The organism is Duganella sp. Root336D2, from assembly GCF_001425005.1.
Classification (GTDB): Bacteria; Pseudomonadota; Gammaproteobacteria; order Burkholderiales; family Burkholderiaceae_D; genus Rugamonas.
Map to the genome: position 1 here is coordinate 30,296 of NZ_LMDB01000035.1, position 18,331 is coordinate 48,626.

General features: G+C 63.0%; 20 protein-coding genes. 9 read left to right on the forward strand and 11 right to left on the reverse strand.

Annotation, left to right across the window (positions count from 1 at the left end; genetic code table 11):
* Position 1 precedes the first annotated feature (1 nt).
* The 6 genes from ASD07_RS20580 (at position 2) to ASD07_RS20605 (ending at position 4,430) form a co-directional block, all read left to right on the forward strand.
* Positions 2–862, forward strand: a complete 861-nt coding sequence (locus ASD07_RS20580; protein WP_373922095.1) for a putative selenate ABC transporter substrate-binding protein — start codon at positions 2–4, stop codon at positions 860–862.
* 3 nt (positions 863–865) lie between these two features.
* Entirely contained in the window at positions 866–1,687 is an 822-nt protein-coding gene (locus ASD07_RS20585) for a phosphonate ABC transporter ATP-binding protein (RefSeq protein WP_055934573.1), read from the forward strand.
* 3 nt (positions 1,688–1,690) lie between these two features.
* A complete protein-coding gene (locus ASD07_RS20590; protein ID WP_055934575.1) occupies positions 1,691–2,536 on the forward strand; it encodes an ABC transporter permease in 846 nt (281 codons plus the stop codon).
* On the forward strand, positions 2,533–3,321 hold the full coding sequence (gene phnE, locus ASD07_RS20595; RefSeq protein ID WP_055934579.1) for a phosphonate ABC transporter, permease protein PhnE: 789 nt from the start codon (positions 2,533–2,535) through the stop codon (positions 3,319–3,321). The genes ASD07_RS20590 and phnE overlap by 4 nt, the downstream gene beginning before the upstream one ends.
* A gap of 3 nt (positions 3,322–3,324) precedes the next feature.
* Positions 3,325–4,005, forward strand: coding sequence for an ABC transporter ATP-binding protein (locus ASD07_RS20600; protein WP_055934581.1), 681 nt, complete (start codon positions 3,325–3,327; stop codon positions 4,003–4,005).
* Positions 4,006–4,142: 137 nt separating this feature from the next.
* Positions 4,143–4,430, forward strand: coding sequence for a hypothetical protein (locus tag ASD07_RS20605; protein ID WP_055934583.1), 288 nt, complete (start codon positions 4,143–4,145; stop codon positions 4,428–4,430).
* A gap of 63 nt (positions 4,431–4,493) precedes the next feature.
* Here ASD07_RS20605 and ASD07_RS20610 read toward each other — a convergent pair whose 3' ends face one another.
* The 9 genes from ASD07_RS20610 to ASD07_RS20645 all read right to left on the reverse strand — a co-directional run bounded on the left by ASD07_RS20610 (position 4,494) and on the right by ASD07_RS20645 (position 10,816).
* Positions 4,494–5,051 (reverse strand): TetR/AcrR family transcriptional regulator, encoded by a 558-nt coding sequence (locus tag ASD07_RS20610; protein ID WP_055934584.1) that lies wholly within the window; start codon positions 5,049–5,051, stop codon positions 4,494–4,496.
* A 2-nt stretch (positions 5,052–5,053) separates the two neighbouring features.
* Positions 5,054–5,524 carry a nuclear transport factor 2 family protein gene (locus ASD07_RS20615; protein ID WP_055934586.1) on the reverse strand — a complete coding sequence of 157 codons (471 nt, stop codon included), beginning with the start codon at positions 5,522–5,524 and terminating at the stop codon, positions 5,054–5,056.
* A 70-nt stretch (positions 5,525–5,594) separates the two neighbouring features.
* Positions 5,595–6,350 (reverse strand): GNAT family N-acetyltransferase, encoded by a 756-nt coding sequence (locus ASD07_RS20620; protein WP_055934588.1) that lies wholly within the window; start codon positions 6,348–6,350, stop codon positions 5,595–5,597.
* A gap of 141 nt (positions 6,351–6,491) precedes the next feature.
* On the reverse strand, positions 6,492–6,701 hold the full coding sequence (locus ASD07_RS32230; protein ID WP_200953834.1) for a transposase: 210 nt from the start codon (positions 6,699–6,701) through the stop codon (positions 6,492–6,494).
* 77 nt (positions 6,702–6,778) lie between these two features.
* Positions 6,779–7,204: a transposase gene (locus ASD07_RS32235; RefSeq protein WP_307144975.1), complete on the reverse strand. Its 426-nt coding sequence runs from the start codon at positions 7,202–7,204 to the stop codon at positions 6,779–6,781.
* Between the two features lie 64 nt (positions 7,205–7,268).
* The gene (locus ASD07_RS31475; protein ID WP_055934591.1) at positions 7,269–7,778 is read right to left on the reverse strand and encodes a hypothetical protein; all 510 of its coding nucleotides are present in this window, start codon (positions 7,776–7,778) and stop codon (positions 7,269–7,271) included.
* A 42-nt stretch (positions 7,779–7,820) separates the two neighbouring features.
* A complete protein-coding gene (locus ASD07_RS20635) occupies positions 7,821–9,275 on the reverse strand; it encodes a Ppx/GppA phosphatase family protein (RefSeq protein ID WP_055934593.1) in 1,455 nt (484 codons plus the stop codon).
* A 65-nt stretch (positions 9,276–9,340) separates the two neighbouring features.
* Positions 9,341–10,519 carry a GGDEF domain-containing protein gene (locus ASD07_RS20640; protein WP_055934595.1) on the reverse strand — a complete coding sequence of 393 codons (1,179 nt, stop codon included), beginning with the start codon at positions 10,517–10,519 and terminating at the stop codon, positions 9,341–9,343.
* A gap of 21 nt (positions 10,520–10,540) precedes the next feature.
* Positions 10,541–10,816, reverse strand: coding sequence for a hypothetical protein (locus ASD07_RS20645; protein WP_055934597.1), 276 nt, complete (start codon positions 10,814–10,816; stop codon positions 10,541–10,543).
* Positions 10,817–10,969: 153 nt separating this feature from the next.
* Here ASD07_RS20645 and ASD07_RS20650 point away from each other — a divergent pair, with 153 nt between their 5' ends.
* From ASD07_RS20650 to ASD07_RS20660, 3 genes are all read left to right on the forward strand, one after another.
* Complete coding sequence (locus ASD07_RS20650) at positions 10,970–11,743, forward strand: methyltransferase domain-containing protein (protein WP_055934599.1); 774 nt, start codon at positions 10,970–10,972, stop codon at positions 11,741–11,743.
* Between the two features lie 61 nt (positions 11,744–11,804).
* Positions 11,805–14,675, forward strand: coding sequence for an EAL domain-containing protein (locus ASD07_RS20655; protein WP_055934601.1), 2,871 nt, complete (start codon positions 11,805–11,807; stop codon positions 14,673–14,675).
* Between the two features lie 18 nt (positions 14,676–14,693).
* A complete protein-coding gene (locus ASD07_RS20660; RefSeq protein WP_055934603.1) occupies positions 14,694–14,885 on the forward strand; it encodes a hypothetical protein in 192 nt (63 codons plus the stop codon).
* 9 nt (positions 14,886–14,894) lie between these two features.
* Here ASD07_RS20660 and ASD07_RS20665 read toward each other — a convergent pair whose 3' ends face one another.
* Both ASD07_RS20665 and ASD07_RS20670 read right to left on the reverse strand, forming a co-directional pair.
* Positions 14,895–15,377: an acyl-CoA thioesterase gene (locus ASD07_RS20665; protein WP_055934605.1), complete on the reverse strand. Its 483-nt coding sequence runs from the start codon at positions 15,375–15,377 to the stop codon at positions 14,895–14,897.
* A 26-nt stretch (positions 15,378–15,403) separates the two neighbouring features.
* A complete protein-coding gene (locus tag ASD07_RS20670) occupies positions 15,404–18,250 on the reverse strand; it encodes a CheR family methyltransferase (protein WP_055934607.1) in 2,847 nt (948 codons plus the stop codon).
* Positions 18,251–18,331: the final 81 nt, after the last annotated feature.

Below are 18,331 nucleotides of genomic sequence, written 5' to 3' on the forward strand. Positions count from 1 at the left end.
CATGTTTTCCCTCCGCACCATTCAATCGGCCCTGTTCGCAGCAGGTGTGCTGTTCGCCGCTGCCGGCGCCCAAGCCCAGCAGGTGCTGCGCGTTTCCGCCATTCCTGACGAAGCACCGACCGAGCTGCAGCGCAAGTTCAAGCCCCTCGGCGATTACCTCGAGAAGAAACTGGCGATGAAGGTCGAGTTCACTCCCGTGACCGATTACGCCGCTTCGGTGGAGGGCCTGGTGAACGGCAAGCTGGACATGGTCTGGTTCGGCGGCTTCACTTTCGTGCAAGCCAACCACATGAGCAAAGGCAAGGTCGTGCCGCTGGTGCAGCGCGTGGAAGATGAGAAATTCCGCTCCGTTTTCGTCACCACCAACAAGTCGATCAATTCGCTGGCCGACCTGAAAGGCAAAACCCTGAGTTTCGGATCCGAGTCCTCGACTTCCGGCCACCTGATGCCACGCTCCTTCCTGCTGGCAGCCAAGATCGATCCGGACACCGACCTGAAACGCATTTCCTTCTCCGGCGCGCATGACGCCACCGTGGCTGCCGTAGCCGGCGGCAAGGTCGATGCCGGTGCACTGAATATCTCGGTGTGGGAAAAACTGAACGAACAGAAGAAGGTCGATCCCGCCGTGGTGCGCGTGTTCTACACCACCCCGGCCTACTACGACTACAACTGGACCGTCCGTTCCGACATGCCGGAAGCGCTGAAGAAAAAGATCAGCGACGCCTTCCTGGCGCTGGACAGCGCCAAGCCTGAAGACAAAGCCATCCTGGACCTGCAGCGCGCGTCGAAATTCATCCCGACCAAGGCTGCCAACTACACCAATATCGAAGCGGCAGCCAAGAACGCCGGCCTGCTGAAGTAATCAATGTCTTCTGCCTGGTACGAACTGCAAGGCCTGTCGGTCCGCCACATCGGCGGTTCGCGCGGCCTTGCGCTGCAAGACCTTTCGCTGAACTTCGAGCCTGGCGAGCAGGTGGCGCTGATCGGTCCTTCGGGCGCCGGCAAGACGACCCTGCTCTCCACACTGGCTTGCGCCCACCGTCCCGATGGCGGCGGCTTCAAGGCCTTCGGCACCGATCCCTGGCAACTGACCGACGCCGGACGGCACGCGATGCGGGCGCGCCTTTTCCTGGCGCCGCAAACGCCGCCGCTGCCGCCGCGCCAGCGCGTAGTGACGGCCGTACTGGCTGCGCGACTGCCGCACTGGAGCCTTGGCAAGGCGCTGCTCTCGCTGTTCAAGCCCGCCGATCCGGAAGCGGCTTACCGTGCGCTGACCCGCTTCAACCTTGGCGACAAACTGTATTCCCGCGTCGACCGCTTGTCCGGCGGCGAACGCCAGCGCTGCGGCCTGGCGCGGCTGCTGCTGTCATCGGCGCAGGCATTGCTGGTCGACGAGCCGCTGTCGGCGCTCGATCCGGCGCTGTCGCAGCTGACGCTGAACACCCTGCAGCAGGAAGCGCGCGAGCGCAACGCGTTGCTGGTGTGCAGCCTGCACCAGGTCGACCTGGCGCTGGCCCATTTCCCGCGCATCGTCGCGTTGAAGAATGGCCGCGTCGCTTTCGACCTGCCGCGCGGCCAGGTCACGCAAGCCATGATCGACGAACTCTATCTCGGCGAACTGCCGCCGGCGAATTCGCCGCAGCCGGACGAGATGGCCGCCAAACTGGCCGTTGGGGCATGCCTGTAAGCGATGCATAACGTTCCTGCCGTTCCCCTCTCGCCCCTCCATCCGGATCCCGCATGGCGGCGGCGCCTGGCAACGATCGCCGTCGGCATCTTGCTGCTGTGGCCGCTGGTGGCGGCGACCGAGTTCTACCCCTGGACGCTGTTCGACATGCAAAGCCTGCGCGCCGCATGGCGTTTCCTGTCCGATTTCCTGCAGCCTGCGCATGACGCGGAATTCCTCGCCATGGTCGCGCGCGAAGCATGGAAGACGGTGGCCATTGCCACCTGCGGCCTGACGCTCGCACTGCTTGGCGCCATTCCCGCCACGCTGGTGGTCACCGAGCGCCTGTCGATTTCGCGCATCGGCGCAGGCCGCATCTCGGCCCTCCCACGTATCCTGCGCCAGCTGGTGCGCTGGCTGCTGGTCCTGCTGCGCAGCGTACCGGAACTGGTGTGGGCGCTGCTCTTTGTGCGCATCTTCAGCCTGGGGCCAACCGCCGGCGTGCTGGCCATCGCCCTGACCTACGCCGGCATGCTGGGCAAAGTGTATGCCGAGATCCTGGAGTCCACCGATCATCATGCCAGCGACGTGCTGCTGCAAAACGGCAGCGGGCGCCTGGCTGCCTTGCTGTATGGCGCCCTTCCTGAAGCGGCATCCGAATTGGTGTCGTACACGGTCTATCGCTGGGAATGCGCGATCCGCGGCTCCGTGATCATGGGCTTTGTCGGCGCCGGCGGCCTGGGGCAGCGCATGGATGAATCGACCAAGATGCTGGCCGGCGGCGAAGTATCGACCATGCTGATCGTGTTCGTGCTGCTGGTGGCCCTGGCGGACCTGGTGTCCAAATACCTGCGGCGGAGGCTCGGATGAACCATATGCCTGCGCCACCCGCGCGCAACTGGTCGGGCTGGCTGTTCGCCGCCGCGCTCATCGTCCTGGTGGTGGCCAGTTTCGCGACGCTGTCGCTCAAGCTGGGCGACCTGTTCACAATTGAAGCCATGCACAGCATGGGCGACTTCCTGGCTGGATTCGCCCCGCCGGAAATGGCCGGCGGCTTCCTGCGCAAAACCGGCATCGCCACGATAGAAACGCTGGCCATGTCGGCGCTGGGCACCCTGCTTGCGGTGGCGGGCGGCCTGCTGCTGGCGATCCCCGGCGCCGGACGTTTCGGCCGTGCGCCGCGCGCAGTGGTGCGCGGCATGCTCAACGTGCTGCGCTCGATCCCCGAACTGGTATGGGCCTCGATCCTGCTGGTGGCCGCGGGCCTGGGACCGTTTGCCGGCACGATGGCGCTGGCCGCCCACACGGCAGGCGTATTGGGTCGCCTGTTTGCCGACGCGCTGGAAAACGCGCCGCCGCTGCCGGAACAAAGCCTGCGCCTGAACGGCGCCACGCCGATGGCCGCCTTTTTCTATGCAACGCTGCCGCAGACGCTGCCGCAAATGCTGTCCTACACGCTCTATCGGTGGGAAAACAATATCCGCGCCGCCGCCGTGCTGGGCGTGGTGGGCGCCGGCGGCCTGGGACAAATGCTCAAATTCCACCTCTCCCTGTTCCAGATGGAGCGCGCCGCCACGGTGATCCTGGCCATGCTCCTGCTGGTGGCCGTGGTCGATGCCTTGAGCTTCGCGTTGCGCCGTTCACTGACCCGATAAACCATGCTCCAGCTAAGAAACCTCACCAAGAGTTATTCGAACGAACGACGCGTACTGGACCGGTTGAGCTGGACTTTCGAACCCGGCGAGTTCGTCGCCATCATGGGCGATTCGGGCGTCGGCAAATCCACATTGCTGAATTTGATTGCCGGCCTCGACCAGCCCGACCCCAGCGATGAGCCGGCGATCATCGTTGACGGCACGCCACTGGCATCGCTTGACGACGACGCGGCCACGCGCCTGCGCCGCGCCCGGATGGGTTTTATCTTCCAGGCTTTCCATGTACTGCCCCACCTGACCCTGCAGCAGAACATCGCCCTGCCACTGCTGCTGAACGGCCTGCCGCAAGGCCGGGAACTCGACATGCTCGATGCTGTCGGACTTGGCGGCCGCGGCCACGACTACCCCCATCAACTTTCCGGCGGTGAAATGCAACGGGTTGCAATAGCCCGTGCCTTGGTGCATCGCCCGGCCCTTGTGCTGGCGGACGAACCGACCGGCAACCTCGACCCCGACACTGCAAATTCCGTACTGCAACTGTTGCACCAGGAACTCAAATCCAGCGGTGCAACGACCATCATGGTGACGCATTCGCCGGCCGCCGCTGCGCGGGCCGATAAAGTTCTGCGCCTCACTAAAAATGGACTCAAAGTTACAACAGTCGTCAACCCTGCCACGCAATAAAACTCATTATTTTTCTCACAAATTCTTGGCTTTTTTGGTAAGCGGAGTATTATTTAATTAACTTGCTTCGTTATCAATACAACATGCAAGCCTGCTTTTTCTATCCACGTAGTTAACAACGTCAGGAGGAGCAAAAAATGAGCGTAAGGCAGAAGAAACTCGAACTAATCGAGGCAATGAACAGGGCTCGCGCCCTGGAACCATCCAGCTTCGTACCTAATAAACTGCTCGACACGCTAATCGAGAAGATGCACCTGAAGAATGACGCGGAGCTCTGCAGGGTGCTGGAAGTGCAACCACCTATCATCAGCAAGATCCGTCACCGCAAGCTCGCAGTCGGGGCCACCATCCTGTTGCGTATGCATGAGAAATCTGAGCTTTCTATCCGGGAGCTCAAAGAACTGTCGAATGCCTCAGTACACTGAGCTCAGTTCACGCTGAGATTGATGCCAGGCGCCGGCATCGCATTCACCGGCGCCGCTTCCGCCCTAGCGGTCCAGCCGTTCCCGCAACCGCTTCAACGCCGCCCTGAACGTCGCCGGCCTGTTGAACGCGCGTGACAGCACCAGCGCTCCCTGTATTCCACCTACGACTTCCTCCGCCAGCGCAGTCGCTTCCCTGCCTTTGTGCCCGGCGCGCGCCAATGCCGCCGCCAGCGCGTTGATCCACTCTTCAAAATAATCGCGCACGGCTTCGGCAAAGCGGTCGCGCTCATTGCCAAGCGCGAACACACCCACCAGGCACACGCGTTGCCCGGACAGGAAATAGCGCTCCACCTCCGCAAACATGGCGGCGATGCCCTGCCCTGCATCCGCGTTCTCACGCAGCGGCTCGAAGACATGCAGGCGAAACCACTGGTCGATTTCCTGCAGCACGGCAGCGGCCATCTCGTCCTTCCCGCCCGGGAAGAAGTGGTAGATGCTGCCCTTGCCCAGCTTCGTCCCTTCCGTGATGCGGGACAGGCTGGCGCCTTCAAAACCATAGGTGCGGAACACCTCGGCCACCAGGGGGATCACGTCTTCCCGTTCCGCGACAACGCGTGCCATGCTCAGAGCCCCAGTTCGCTCAGGCCTGGATGGTCGGCAGGACGCGGCCCGCTGCGGTCCCAGAAGAACTTGCGTTCCTCAGGTTTGATCGGGTGCTCGTTGATGCTGGCATGGCGGTGCTGCATCAAGCCGTTTTCGTCGAACTCCCAGTTTTCATTGCCGTAGGCGCGGTACCACTGGCCCGAATCGTCATGGTATTCATAGGCGAAGCGCACACCGATGCGGCTACCGTCGTGGGCCCACAATTCCTTGATCAGGCGGTAATCCAGCTCGCGCGTCCACTTGCGCTTGAGCAGGGCAACGATGGCGGCGCGGCCCTGTGCGAATTCGCTGCGATTGCGCCACCAGCTATCTTCCGTATAAGCGAGGGAGACCTTTTCCGGATCACGGGTATTCCAGCCGTTTTCGGCCAGCCGGACTTTTCCGATGGCGCTGGCGCGGGTGAAGGGTGGTACAGGTGCTCGGACTGACATGGTTTTATCCTTTCAAATGTACCGATCGGATCACTATTTACCGATCGGTACAACAAGGATAGCACGTTTTTCAAACGTTGTAGTGGCGGGCGTAGCGGCCGTCCAGGTTCGCCAGCGGCATCATCACGAACAGGTCGGCGCTTTCGAAATCAGGATCCCAGGCCGGCGCGCCGCAAATCCAGGCGCCGGAGCGCAGGTAGCCTTTCAGTAAAGGCGGCACCTGGGCTACGCGCGCGGACTCGACCTTCTCCACCGGGAACGGCAGGTGTGGCGTGACGCGATATTCCATTGGCGCCAAATGCTTTTCGTGCAATTGCTGGTACACGGCAACCGCGTTGTGGCCGCCGTCGGCCAGGCTGATGCTGGCGCAGCCGATCAGGTATTCGCATTGGTGGCGGCGCATGTATTCGGCCAGGCCGGTCCACAGCAGCATGATCACGCTGCCGCCGCGGTAATCCGGATGGATGCAGGCGCGGCCCGCTTCCACGATACGGCTGCGCAGGTGCTTCAGGCGACCGAGATCGAATTCGTTCTCAGAGTAGTGGCGGCCCAGTTTACGGGCGCCGGCGGGGTTCAGCAGGCGGTAGGTGCCGACCACTTTCAGGGTGGCGGTGTCGCGCACGATCAGGTGGTCGCAGGCGGCGTCGAATTCGTCGCAATCCAGGCCATCCGGTGTCGCCAGGGCGGTCAGCCCCTGGTTTTCGATGAAGACTTTATAGCGCAGGCGTTGGACTTCGCGCACTTCTTCCGGGGTGGCTGCCATGCTCAATGCCAGTCGCGGGGTGGAAACCCGCTGTTCGGCGGTAGCAATCGTCGTAGTTTGCATGCTTCGTCCTTTCTGTAGTGACGAAGCCAGTTTGCTGCTCTATTGCTGCACGAACATGACAACCATGTGTCAGCAATATGACTTGGCCTCCACCCCGCCCTCGGCCGCTGGCCGCCGCATACGCGGAAAGGACGGGGATTCCTACTGCGCCGCAACCAGCGACAGGCTGGTTGAAGTCGCGTCGGAGGCTTCCTGCTTCACAAAGTGGCCCAACTGCACCGGCTCTCCACAGGCTAGCAAGCGGAGTCCCCGCTCAAGTACGTTCATGGCACTAACCACGTCAGCGTGGTTTCGGTAGCTGCATGCAGTGCACTCGAAAGCGGCCTGCGTGCGGCGATTCGCTGACGACACGAAGCCGCAACATGGGCAAGTCTGCCAGTTTATAGGACAGTTGGCGCCTGAATTCGCCCCAGCCCTGGTCCATGATGCTACGGTTCAAGCCACGTTTTTGGATTCTCAACGCACACAATGGCGTGTTCCGTGCTGATTACCTTGCTGGCCTTATGCAGGAAGTCGCGGCGCATATTGGCGATACGCGGGTGCAGCCGCTGCACACGGGCCTTGCCCTTGCGCCAGTTCTTGCTGAACTTTACTTTGCGGCTGATTTGATTTTGATACCTCGCCAGGCGCTGCCGATGGCGTTTGAAACAGTTCGCGGGTTCGATGGGAGTGCCATCGCTCAGCGTCGCAAAGCGGACTATGCCAACGTCGGTCCCCACTGCCGACGTTGTCGCAATAGGCACGATGTCGACCTCGCGCTGCGTCAGGACGGAAACAAACCATTTGCCAGCAACGCGAGTGACCGTCACATTACGTACCGCACCCGGTACCGTTCGGCTTTTCCGGTACCGCAACCAGCCTAGTTTGGGGAGGAAGATCCTATTCTGCCCTTAACGACCGGGTTTGCCGCGCGCCGGATCAAGCCTTCTTCGGACGGCCGGTCTTCAGTTGCGGCAGTGAAGCCAGAACTTGCTTGAGCGTAGCCATATCCAGGCGGCTGATCAGGGCGACGCCAATGCGCAACAACTCGGATTTTTTGACTTCAATGCCGTTTTTCAAGCAGGTCTTCTTGACCTGGCCCAGCACCGCGTACTCGGACTCCGGCATGGTGAAGCTGTCGCGCACGAGTTTTTCCTTGTGCTGCTTGGCCGGTTTTTCCACCTTGGCCGCCTTGGCTGGCTTGGCGACTGGCGCCGTTGCTGCAGCAGGCTTGGCGGCGGCTACGCGTTTGGCGGCAGGCTTGGCGGCTGCAGGCTTGGCTGCTGGCTTGGTAGCAACTGCTGCAGTCTTGGCCGCGGCTGGCGCGCGCTTCGCGGCGGGCTTGGCGGCCGGTTTTGCTGCCGGTTTGGCGGGGGGGTTGGCGGCGGGTTTGGCGGCAGCTTTGGTTGCCGGCTTGGCGGCTGGAGCTTTGGCTTTCGTTGCGTTCATGGATACTCCATTATTGAATAATATAAACAGTATATACGATTATTACGCAACAGTACGAACGCCAAAATCCACGCCGATTTCGTCCCAGAACTCCTGCTCCTTCTCGATCAGGTAGGACAGGGTCGGATGGCTGGTGACGCAATCGCGCTTCAGTTCCAGGTCGATGCGATTCTTCATGCGCAACCGCACGGAGCGGTCGTCAACCTCTATGCGGCAATGCATGAACATGATGGCCAGCCGCAAGGCCACCACCGCCTTGGCGAAATCGCTGTCGGTCAAATGCTCGCTGACCTTGCGCAGGTTGCCTTTCTGGGCCAGGACCAGGCGGCCCATCAGCTTTTGCTCACGGGTGGTAAAGCCCGGCAGGTCGGCATTTTCGATCATGTAGGCGGAGTGCTTGTGGTAGCCGGTCTGCGACACCACCAGCCCTACTTCGTGCAACTGGGCACCCCAGGACAGGTGGCGCAACAAGGCATCGTTGGCAGGCTTCATCTGCTGGAACAGCCTGGTGGCCGCCTCCGACACGCGAACGCCGCGCTCGGATTCGGTGTGGAAGCGCGCCAGGAATGCGCCGACCGACTCGTCGCGCCGGTCGCGGCGGGTGGAACGCAAGTACAAGTCCCACATCACGCCCATGCGCAGGCCGGCATCGATCGGCTCCAGCTTTTCGATGCCCAATTCCTGCACCACCGCGATCAGGATCGCCAGCCCCCCGATGACGGTGCTGGCACGGTCCGGCCGCAGGCCCGGCATGTCGATCTTCGATACCTGGCCGAACTCGATAAAGCGCTTGCGCACCGCATTCAGGGCCGCCAGCGTAATGCCGTCGCCCAGCTTGTTCTTTTCGATGATGTCGCCGATGGCGCGGATAGTGCCCGAGGAGCCGTAAGCCCGCCTCCAGTACTCCGGATGGTAAGGCGGCGCCCCATCCTCGAAATGCGAGCGCGCCGACAGCACGGCTGCCTCAAAAGAACGGGCATCGACCCTGCCGCCTACGAAGAAGGAAAGGCTTTGCTTGACGCTGCCCACGCTGAACGACTCGACGCGCTCGATATCCAGCCCGCGCCCGAGGATCAGCTCCGTCGAGCCGCCGCCGATGTCGACCACCAGCCGGCTCTCATTCGGCTGCCCCAGCGCGTTGGCCACGCCCATGTAGATCAGCCGCCCCTCTTCCTCGCCGGAGATGATCTCGATCGGGTAGCCGATAGCCTGCTCCAGCTGCGGCAGGAAGTCCGCCGCATTGCGCGCCTGGCGCAGGATGGCGGTGGCGACCACGCGCACGCCGTCGAAGTCGTAGGCGGCCAGCGCCACGCGGAAATTCTTCAGGCAGACCAGCGCCCGTTGCAGCGCTTCATCGGTAAGGTTGCCGGCGGCATCCAGGCCGGCAGCAAGGCGGATTGGTTCGCGCATGCTGTTGAGCACGCGGATCCTGCCTCCATCGTGCTGGCCGATGGAGAGTCGAAAACTGTTGGAACCCAGGTCCACTGCGGCGTACATCGAGGAATCCATTTATATCGTTTATAACGAAAATGGTAGCACAGTACGCCCTCAGTGTTACGCAGTCATGACAAGGCCTCCAGGGACTGCGGCTGCTGCGGCTGCGGCGGCTGCGCCACCTGGTTTTCGCCGCGCACTTTCGCCGCTTGCAGGGCTTCGTCGGCGCGTTTGAACAGGCTGACCGTGCTGTCGTCGGCACGGATGGTGGTGACGCCCATGCTGGCCGTCAGCTTGATAATCGCACGCTCGGTCTTGACTGGCGTCGCCTCGATGGCGCGGCGGATGCGCTCCGCCACCATCATCGCGTCCTCCTGCCCCGTGCGCGGGAGCTGGATGGCGAATTCGGCGCCGCCCAGGCGGCCCATCAGGTCGGAATCGCGCAATTGCTTTTTGCAGGTTTCCACCATGGACTTCAGGGCCGCGTCGCCGGCGGCGTGGCCGTAGCTGTCGTTGACGCGCTTGAACTGGTCGAGCGCCAGGATGATCATGGCGGTGGGCAGGCCCGGGCGGCGCGCCAGCGCCATCCAGGTACCCAAAGCCTGGTAGAAGCCGCGCCGGTTCGGCACGTCCGTCAGCGGATCGGTGGTTTCCAGGCGCGCCAGGTCCATCTGCAGTTTCTCGCGCGACAGCAGCAGGTAGCCAAAAGCGTTCACCAGCATCATCAGGTAGAAGCCGCCGAAACCGAAAAGCTGCATCGCATTGGCGCTGATCCATGGCAGGCCGTCGGGGAAGGCCGCTGTCAGCAGGCCGCGCCCGGTGATCACCAGCGCCAGCACGAACATGGCGACCACCAGGTAGCGCCGCAGCATACTGCCGCCGCGCCAGGCGCGCGCCAGCGCCAGCACACCGGCGAGGAAGAAGAAGCCGACACACAGGGAGCCGAACGCAAGGCGCAGCGCCGGCGCGGTATCCAGGATGTGGAAGGCCAGCAGCACACCGACCGCCAGCGACAGCGCCGGGTACAGGTAGTTGCGCCAGCGTGGACGGCCGATACCTTCCCACAGTGCGCCGGCATCGAGCGCGAAGCCGGCCAGCAGCACGGCATTGGCCACCGGGCCGGCCAGCAACTCCGGCACCACGCCGCGGAAATACAACAGGGCCCAGCCCACCGCCTGGCACTGCTTCGCAATGGCCCAAGTGGACAGGGTCAGCGACTTCTTGCTCTCGCACTCGAAGAAAAACAGCGCCGCGCACAGGCTTAGGTTGCCCAGCGCGAGGGCGAGAACCAGGGTTTTGATATCCATTGCTTGGCGGACGGGCCGCGGTCAGACTTCGTGTTCGACGTTGCTACTGCCGTCGCCGATCTTGCTGGCCCAGGCTTTGGCGAAGAACTCTTTTTCATCTTCAGTTGGCATGTCGTGCCAGAACACGATCAGCGTGCCCTTGTGGTCATGCAGCTGGCTGACCTTTTCGATGAACTGCTGCTTGCCTGCGTGGTCGGCCAGTGCGGCCACGTAACCATACACGCGGGTCAGGCGCTCGATGCGATCAGGCTCGGTGAAACTGTTGGTCGCCGTAATGGTTGGATGGTCTAAGAACATTTATCGTCTCCAAGCTGCCTATGTTGGCAATGTACCTATAAAAGTTGCCGATGTAAACGCGAGCGCCCTGCCGCGCGGCTCATCCGGTACACTGGGGTGGAAACCGGAGCCCGGCAGCTTATCAGATCATCACGGCTCATAACAAGTTGACAAATGACTTCCATTCCCGACCACCGCCGCCCCCTGGTTCGCCGCCGGCGCGGCCGCCTGTCGCTGGAATTCACACCCGGCGAAGTGCAGAGCCAGATGGATCCGGCCGATCCGGACGCGCTGGTGCTGGCCTATGCCCGCGCCATGATGTGTTTTGTCCTGTTCAAACCGAACCCCAAGCATATCGTCATGGTAGGCCTGGGCGGCGGCTCGCTGGCCAAATTCTGCTATCGCTACCTGCCCCGCACCCGCATCACAGTGCTCGAATTGCGGGCCGATGTCATCGCCCTGCGCGAACGCTTCGCCATCCCGCAGGACAATGAGCGCTTCCGCGTCATCCAATGCGATGCCGCCAAATACATGAAGGAGTTGAAGGACAGTGCCGACGTGCTGCTGGTGGACGGCTTCGACGCCGACGGTTTGCCGAACGTCCTGGCCACCGACCACTTCTACGCCGACTGCCGGCGCGCCCTGCGGCCGGACGGCGTGCTGGCTGCCAATGTCTTCAGCTACGACCCGAAATACCGCAGCGTGCTGGTACGGCTGTCGAATGCCTTCCACGACCGTATCTGCCAGTTCACCGGCATCGCCGGCAACAACCACATCCTGTTTGCGGTTCGACCCGGCCGCGCCCCGGGTGCGCCGGCCAGCGCCATGCAGCGCCGCGTGGCCGCCTGGGGCAGTCCGACGCCGGGGCTGGGTTTCGGCCTGGCCAATCGACTGTTGGCAATTTACACCGTTTCCCGCCTGCGCAAGAGAGTTTTGACGGGAGATTAATGAGTATTGCCCCAAAGCCATGAGAATTATGACAAACTACATTTTTTGAGCAAGGGACACCATGGCAGTTCGGCGCAAGGGACTATCGCACTACGCTGCAGCCGCACTCACGCTGGGCGCAGGCCTGGCGGCCAGCGCCATCCTGTTCGTCTCCGTCAGCGCCCTCGAATTCGGCAAGATGGAACTCGCTTTCCAGCAGCGCGCCAACGCCCGCGTGACGGCCATTGAACGCGGGCTGGCCGATGCCGAAGAAGTACTGAATGTGATCAATGAACTGTTCCGTACCGTGCAACCGGTCAGCCGCGAACAGTTCCATACCTTTTCAGAACCGCTGCTCAAGCGCTACCCCTTCATCCAGGCTTTCAACTATCACCGCGTGCTGGCGCATGCCGAGCGTCCCGCGTTTGAAGCATCGATGCAGGAGCTCTTCCCCGGTTTCCAGCTCACCGAGTTGTCGCCCGAAGGCAAAGCAGTGCCGGCCCCGGTGCGGCCGTATTACAACATCGTCGAATACCTGGAACCGATGGCGGGCAACGAGCCGGCGCTTGGCCTGAACACCGGCAGCAACGTGCAGGTGCGCGGCGCCATCGACCGCATCCTGCACAGCGGCCGGCCTTCCGCCACCGAGCAGCTGCAGCTGGCGCAGGACCCGGCGCAGCACAACAGCTTCATCATGATCATGCCGGTGTACCGGCCCGGCATGCCGACCGGCACACGCGCCGAGCGCCAAGCGGCATGGGCTGGCGATACCGCAGCCGTGATCCGCACACCCCACCTGGTGCACACCATCCTGCAGCAGAACGGCTTGCTGGACGACGCCAGCCTGGGCCTGAGCGTGTATGCCGGCGACCCGTCGGAAACCAGCACCCTGGCTTACCGCCGCGGCCCGGTGCCGGCCGTCCGCAAGGAACACTGGCTGCACCGCTGGCTCGATTTCGACTATCACAGCAGCGAGATGCGCAGCTTCGACGTGCTGGGCCGCACCTGGCATATCCGCAGCGACGACTTGCCGCGCCCTTTCCTGGCCGATCACCTTGGTTCGCTCGGCACCTTGCTGGGCGGCCTGCTGTTCAGCGCCCTGGCGGCAGCCTTCGTGCATACCCTGGTGCAGCGCTCGCGCGGCGTGCAGCTGCTGGTTGAAGCCCGCACTGCCGACCTGCAGCGTTCCAACCAGCGCCTGGCCGAAGACGTGGCTGCACGCAAGCGCACCGAGCGCGCGCTGCAGGAATCCGAGCACCGCTTCCGCCGCTTGCTGGCCCTGTCTTCCGACTGGTACTGGGAACAGGATACGCATTTCCGCTTCACCCACATCACCGGCGGCTTCTTTGAAAAAGGCCATGTGGCCAAGGAAAACTTCCTGGGCCGCACGCGCTGGGAGTGCACCCCGGAGCTGTACACCAGCAGCGCGGGGCGCGACCATATCAACAAGGTGCAGGCCCGCCTGCCCTTCTCCAATTTCGAATATGCCATCGTCGGCCACGACGGTGTCACGCGCTGGTTCAACACCAGCGGCGAACCGGTGTACGACGCGCAGGGCGAATTCAAGGGCTACCGCGGCACCGGCAGCGAGATCACGGAGCGCAAGGAAGCGGAACAGCGCATCCAGCATATCGCCCACCACGACGTGCTGACCGGCCTGCCCAACCGGGTGCTGCTGCAGGACCGCCTGCAGCAAGCCATCGCCTACGCCAACCGCAGCGGCCTGCCGATGTGGGTGATGCTGATCGACCTGGACCGCTTCAAGTTCGTCAACGACAGCCTGGGCCACAAGGCCGGCGACCAGCTCCTGCAAACGGTGGCAACGCGCCTGCAATCAAGCGTGCGCGAAAGCGATACGGTGGCGCGCCTGTCGGGCGACGAATTCGTGGCGATCCTGAGCCAGTACCCGGACGAGCAATTGTCGCCCGCCATCATCGAACGCGTGATGAAGGCGCTGGCGCAGCCGGTGCTATTGGAGGGCAAGGAATTCTTCGTCACCTGCTCCATCGGCGTCGCGGTCTACGATGCCGACGGCACGCCGGCGCAGCACCTGATCGAACACGCCGACATCGCGATGTACTCGGCCAAGAAACTGGGCCGCAACACCTTCCAGTTCTACCAGCCGGAAATGAACGACAAAGCGCAGGAACGCCTGCGCATCGAAAGCGCGCTGCGCAATGCGCTGGAACGCGATGAATTCGTGCTGCATTACCAGCCGCAGGTCGACCTGTCTTCCGGCGCCATCGTCGGCATGGAAGCCTTGCTGCGCTGGCAGCATCCGGAACTTGGCATGGTGCCGCCGGCGCGCTTTATCAGCCTGGCCGAAGAAACGGGCCTGATCGTGCCGATCGGCGCCTGGGTGCTGCGCACCGCCTGCCAGCAGGCGCGCGTACTGCGCGATGCCGGTTTCAAAGACTTGCGCATGGCTGTCAACCTGTCGGCACGCCAGTTTGCGCAGCCCGAACTGGTTTCCACCATTGCCGCCGCGCTGGAGGAAAGCGGCCTGCCGCCGTCCGCGCTGGAACTGGAACTGACCGAAAGCCTGTTCATGCACGACGTGGCGCAAGGCGTGAACCTGCTGCACGAACTGAAAACGCTGGGCGTGGCGCTGTCGATCGACGATTTCGGCACCGGTTACTCCAGCCTGTCCTACCTGCGCAATTTCCCGATCGACGTGCTGAAGATCGACCGCTCCTTCGTCCATGACATCGCCACCGATGCCGACGATGCGGCCATTGTGGTGTCGGTTATCGCACTTGCACACAACCTTGAGTTGCGCGTGATTGCGGAAGGGGTAGAATCTGAAGAGCAGCTTGAGTTCCTGCGCCGCCATGGCTGCGACGAAATCCAGGGTTTTTATTTCAGCCGGCCTGTCGGCGCATCCGAGATGCGCCAGATGTTGCAGGAAGGCAAGCAACTAGCCAGCGCGGCGCCCCGCCGACTGCGAGCCTGAGGAGATAGGAGAGTGGACATGAACAGCGTAGACCTGCATCGACAGCAAGTACGCAGCGACCACCGGACGCGCGACATCATCAACCAGGCTGTAGCCGCCCTGCCCGAAGTGGGTTTGCGCCGCGCCGCCGAATTCCTGTTCGCGATGGGCGTGCCGCAGCCGATTGCGCTGCGGACGCTGGTCTATCCGACCCATCGCCGCGCGCATTAAGCTGCCTGCTTAAGTTTTCCTGACCGCAGCGGCCACTTGCTGGCGTGCGGCCTTGCGCAGCTTCGCCTTTTCCCAGCGTGCGATCTGTTCCGGCGTTTGCGGCACCAGCGGCGGCACCGCCTGCGGCTTGCGGTCCTGGCTCACGGCCACCATTGTGAAATAGCAGCTGTTCGCGTGGCGCACCAGGCGCTTCTGGATGTCTTCCGCCACCACCCGGATGCCCACTTCCATCGAACTGCTGCCGGTGTAGTTGACCGAGGCCAGGAAGGTCACCAGTTCGCCCACATGGATAGGCTGCAGGAACATCACCTGGTCTACCGACAGCGTCACCACATAGCTGCCCGAATAGCGGCTGGCGCAGGCGTAAGCTACGCCGTCCAGCAGCTTGAGGATGGCGCCGCCGTGCACATTCCCAGAGAAGTTCGCCATGTCGGGCGTCATCAAAACCGTCATCGACAGCTCGTGCGCCGACCAGTGCATCGTATTTTCCATCGCCATGCCAAGGTAGTTATAGATGGCTATATGCTACCCGATGGCGCCGCCGTACGCTCATCAACGTCGATGATGCAGCCGCTCCATTCGCGCACCCCGCCCTGTTCATCGAGCAGCGGGGTCGCCACCACGCTGGCCCGCAGCCAGTCGCCGCCAGCTTCATGCAGGCGCACCTTGGCCTCGCCGCTGGTCGAAGTCCGCACTGCATCGCGCCACATGCTGCGGGCGCGCGCCCGGTCGTCGGGATGGATCGATTCCAGCCATGCTTCGCTGCCTTTGCCGCTGGCATCGGCCTCCCAGCTCAGGATTGAGATATCGCGCAGCACATGGCGCAGGCGCGATTCGCTGGCGCGCAAGGCTGCTTGCGAACGCGCGCGTTCAAATTCCACGCCAATGCGCGCCGCAGCCTCCTCGAACAACGCTACTTCGGATGGCTCCCACTTGCGCGCGACAGGCTGGCAGGCCAGGAAGAAGCCGAGCCACACATCGCCCTTGTGGCAAACGGCGCCCAGGATCGCTCCGCGCCCGCCGGCAAGCTGCGACAGCCCTCCCATGCCGACAGCGTCCTCGATGTCATCGTCCACAACCGCCTCACCGTCGCGCCAGCGTGACAGCGCCGCCGCCCCGAGCTTTTCCACCTCGCCGCTGCCGTGCAGCGCGGGAGCGCCGGCGGCATACCCCGGCATCGTGTCGTAGCGCCCGCCCCGGATACCGGCAAAAGACAGTTGCGGCACAGCGAGCCGCTCGCCCAGCATCCGGCAGCCCAGCGCCAGTAGCGCCATGGGGTCAACCAGCGGCCGCAGGCTGTCGCCCAGCCGCAGCAGGAAGTGCTGGTCGGCGGCGCGGGCACGGACCTCGTCCTCGGCAATACGGCGGCGGCTGATATCGACAAACGCCAGCACCGCGCCGGCAACCTCGTCGTCCCGGGTCCGGTAAGGCCGCACGCGAACGATATAATGGCCGCCATCGAGCGCGTTGACTTCCCGTTCCTGCGGCTGCTGGCTTTCCAGCACCGCGGCCACATCGGACTGCAGCTCGGGGTAATCGAGGCGGTGGGTGATATCGAGCAGGCGGCGGCCGACATCGCGTGGAATCAGGTTGAATATGCCGGCGGCGCGCGGTGTGAAGCGTTTAACTGCGAGGTTGGGACCGACGAAGATGGTAGCCAGGTCCGCCGCTGCAATCAGGTTGACCAGGTCGTCGTTGACACGGCCGGTATCGTCCAGGCGGGCGGCGAGTTCGGCATTGACAGTCGATAGTTCTTCATTGTGCGACTGCAGCTCTTCGCAGCCGCTCTCCGCCATGGCCAGGCGGCTGCACAGTTCGTCGGGCGACAAGTGCTGCGGCACCGCTTTTCCTGCACCAGCCGGAGCATGTGTGAAACTGACGCGCCGCGCAGGCGCCGCGACTTCCGCGCTAGCACCGGCAACGACCCGAGCCTGGTAAATCCTGTGCTCACGGTCCACATGTGAAAATAGCTCGGGCACTGGCGTCGCGGTTTCCGCGTTGCCGAGGAACAGAACACCACCGCGACTGAGGCTGAAATGGAAACGCTGCAGCACCTGCCTTTGCATTGCCCGGTCGAGGTAGATCATGAAGTTGCGGCAAGTGACCAGGTCCAGTTCCGAGAACGGCGGGTCGCGCAGCAGGTTATGGCTGGCAAAGGTAATCAGCTCACGCAGCGGCTGGCGCACGCGGTACTGTTTACCTGCGCGGACAAAATAGCGCTCAAGGCTGGCCGGGGGCACTTCGTCCTGGATCGATTCCGGGTACATGCCGGCACGCGCCACGCCCAGTGCCTGCTCGTCGATATCGGAGGCGAAAATATGGATGCGCGGCGGGTTGTCCATCGCGCGCGCCGCATCGGACAGCAGCATCGCCAGCGTATAGGCTTCCTGCCCCGTCGAGCAGGCTGCAACCCAGGCCCGCAGCTCGCCTTTGGCACGCGCCGCCAGCATGGCCGGCAATACCGCATCACGCAACTGGTCGAACGACAGGCGATCGCGGAAAAAGCCGGTGACACCGATCAGCAAATCCTTCATCAGCTTGCGCGCTTCGCTGTCGTCATTTACCAACAATGTGCGATAGGCGGACACGCTGGGGATGCCACGCAGGTGCAGGCGGCGCTCCAGGCGGCGCAGGATTGTCGGCCGCTTGTAATTACGGAAGTCATGTCCAGTGCTCTCGTGCACCATTGCCAGCACTTCCTGCACGGCCGCATCTTCCGTCTCTACACCATCCACCAGCAAAATGCCGGCATCGTTACTTTCATGCAGCAGCAGGCGCGCTGCGATGTCGGATGCCGGCAGGATAATGTCGGCCTGGCTGGCCTTGATGGCAGTTTCCGGCAAGGTGCCGAACTGGGCGTCCTGCGGCAGCTGGACGACGGTGGTGCCGCCCTGCTCGCGCAACGCCGCCAGGCCGCCGCAGCCATCCTGCCCCATGCCGGACAACAGCACCCCGGTCGCCAGCTGCCGGTGCGACAGGGCCAGGGAGTGGAAGAAGTAATCGATCGCGCCCAGAGAAGTATGGCCGGCATTTGCCTCATCGATGAACAGGAAACGGTCTTCGACTTTCAGCAGCGTGCCGGGGGCAATCACGTAAATGTGGTTGACCAGTACTTCGGTCGGATGCTGCGTCACCTGCGTTACCGGCATCTTGCTAAAACGCTGCAAGGTTTCGGCGGATCTGCTGGAATGGGACGGCAGCAGGTGCAGGATAATAACGATCGAGAACCCAGGCGCCTCCGGCAAGCCAGGCAACATGCGCTCCAGCGCGGCCAGCCCGCCAGCGGACGCGCCGATCCCGACCAGCGGGAACTTCACACTGGCCATGCCCAGCTCAGCTTTACCGAGTGCTTCTGGCGAGTTCATCGTTTAGGGCTCCTGCCCCATTCTAGCCCTTACTTAAAAATTAGCATTTTCGCTATGAATCCAGTATTCTTCCAGCAACTT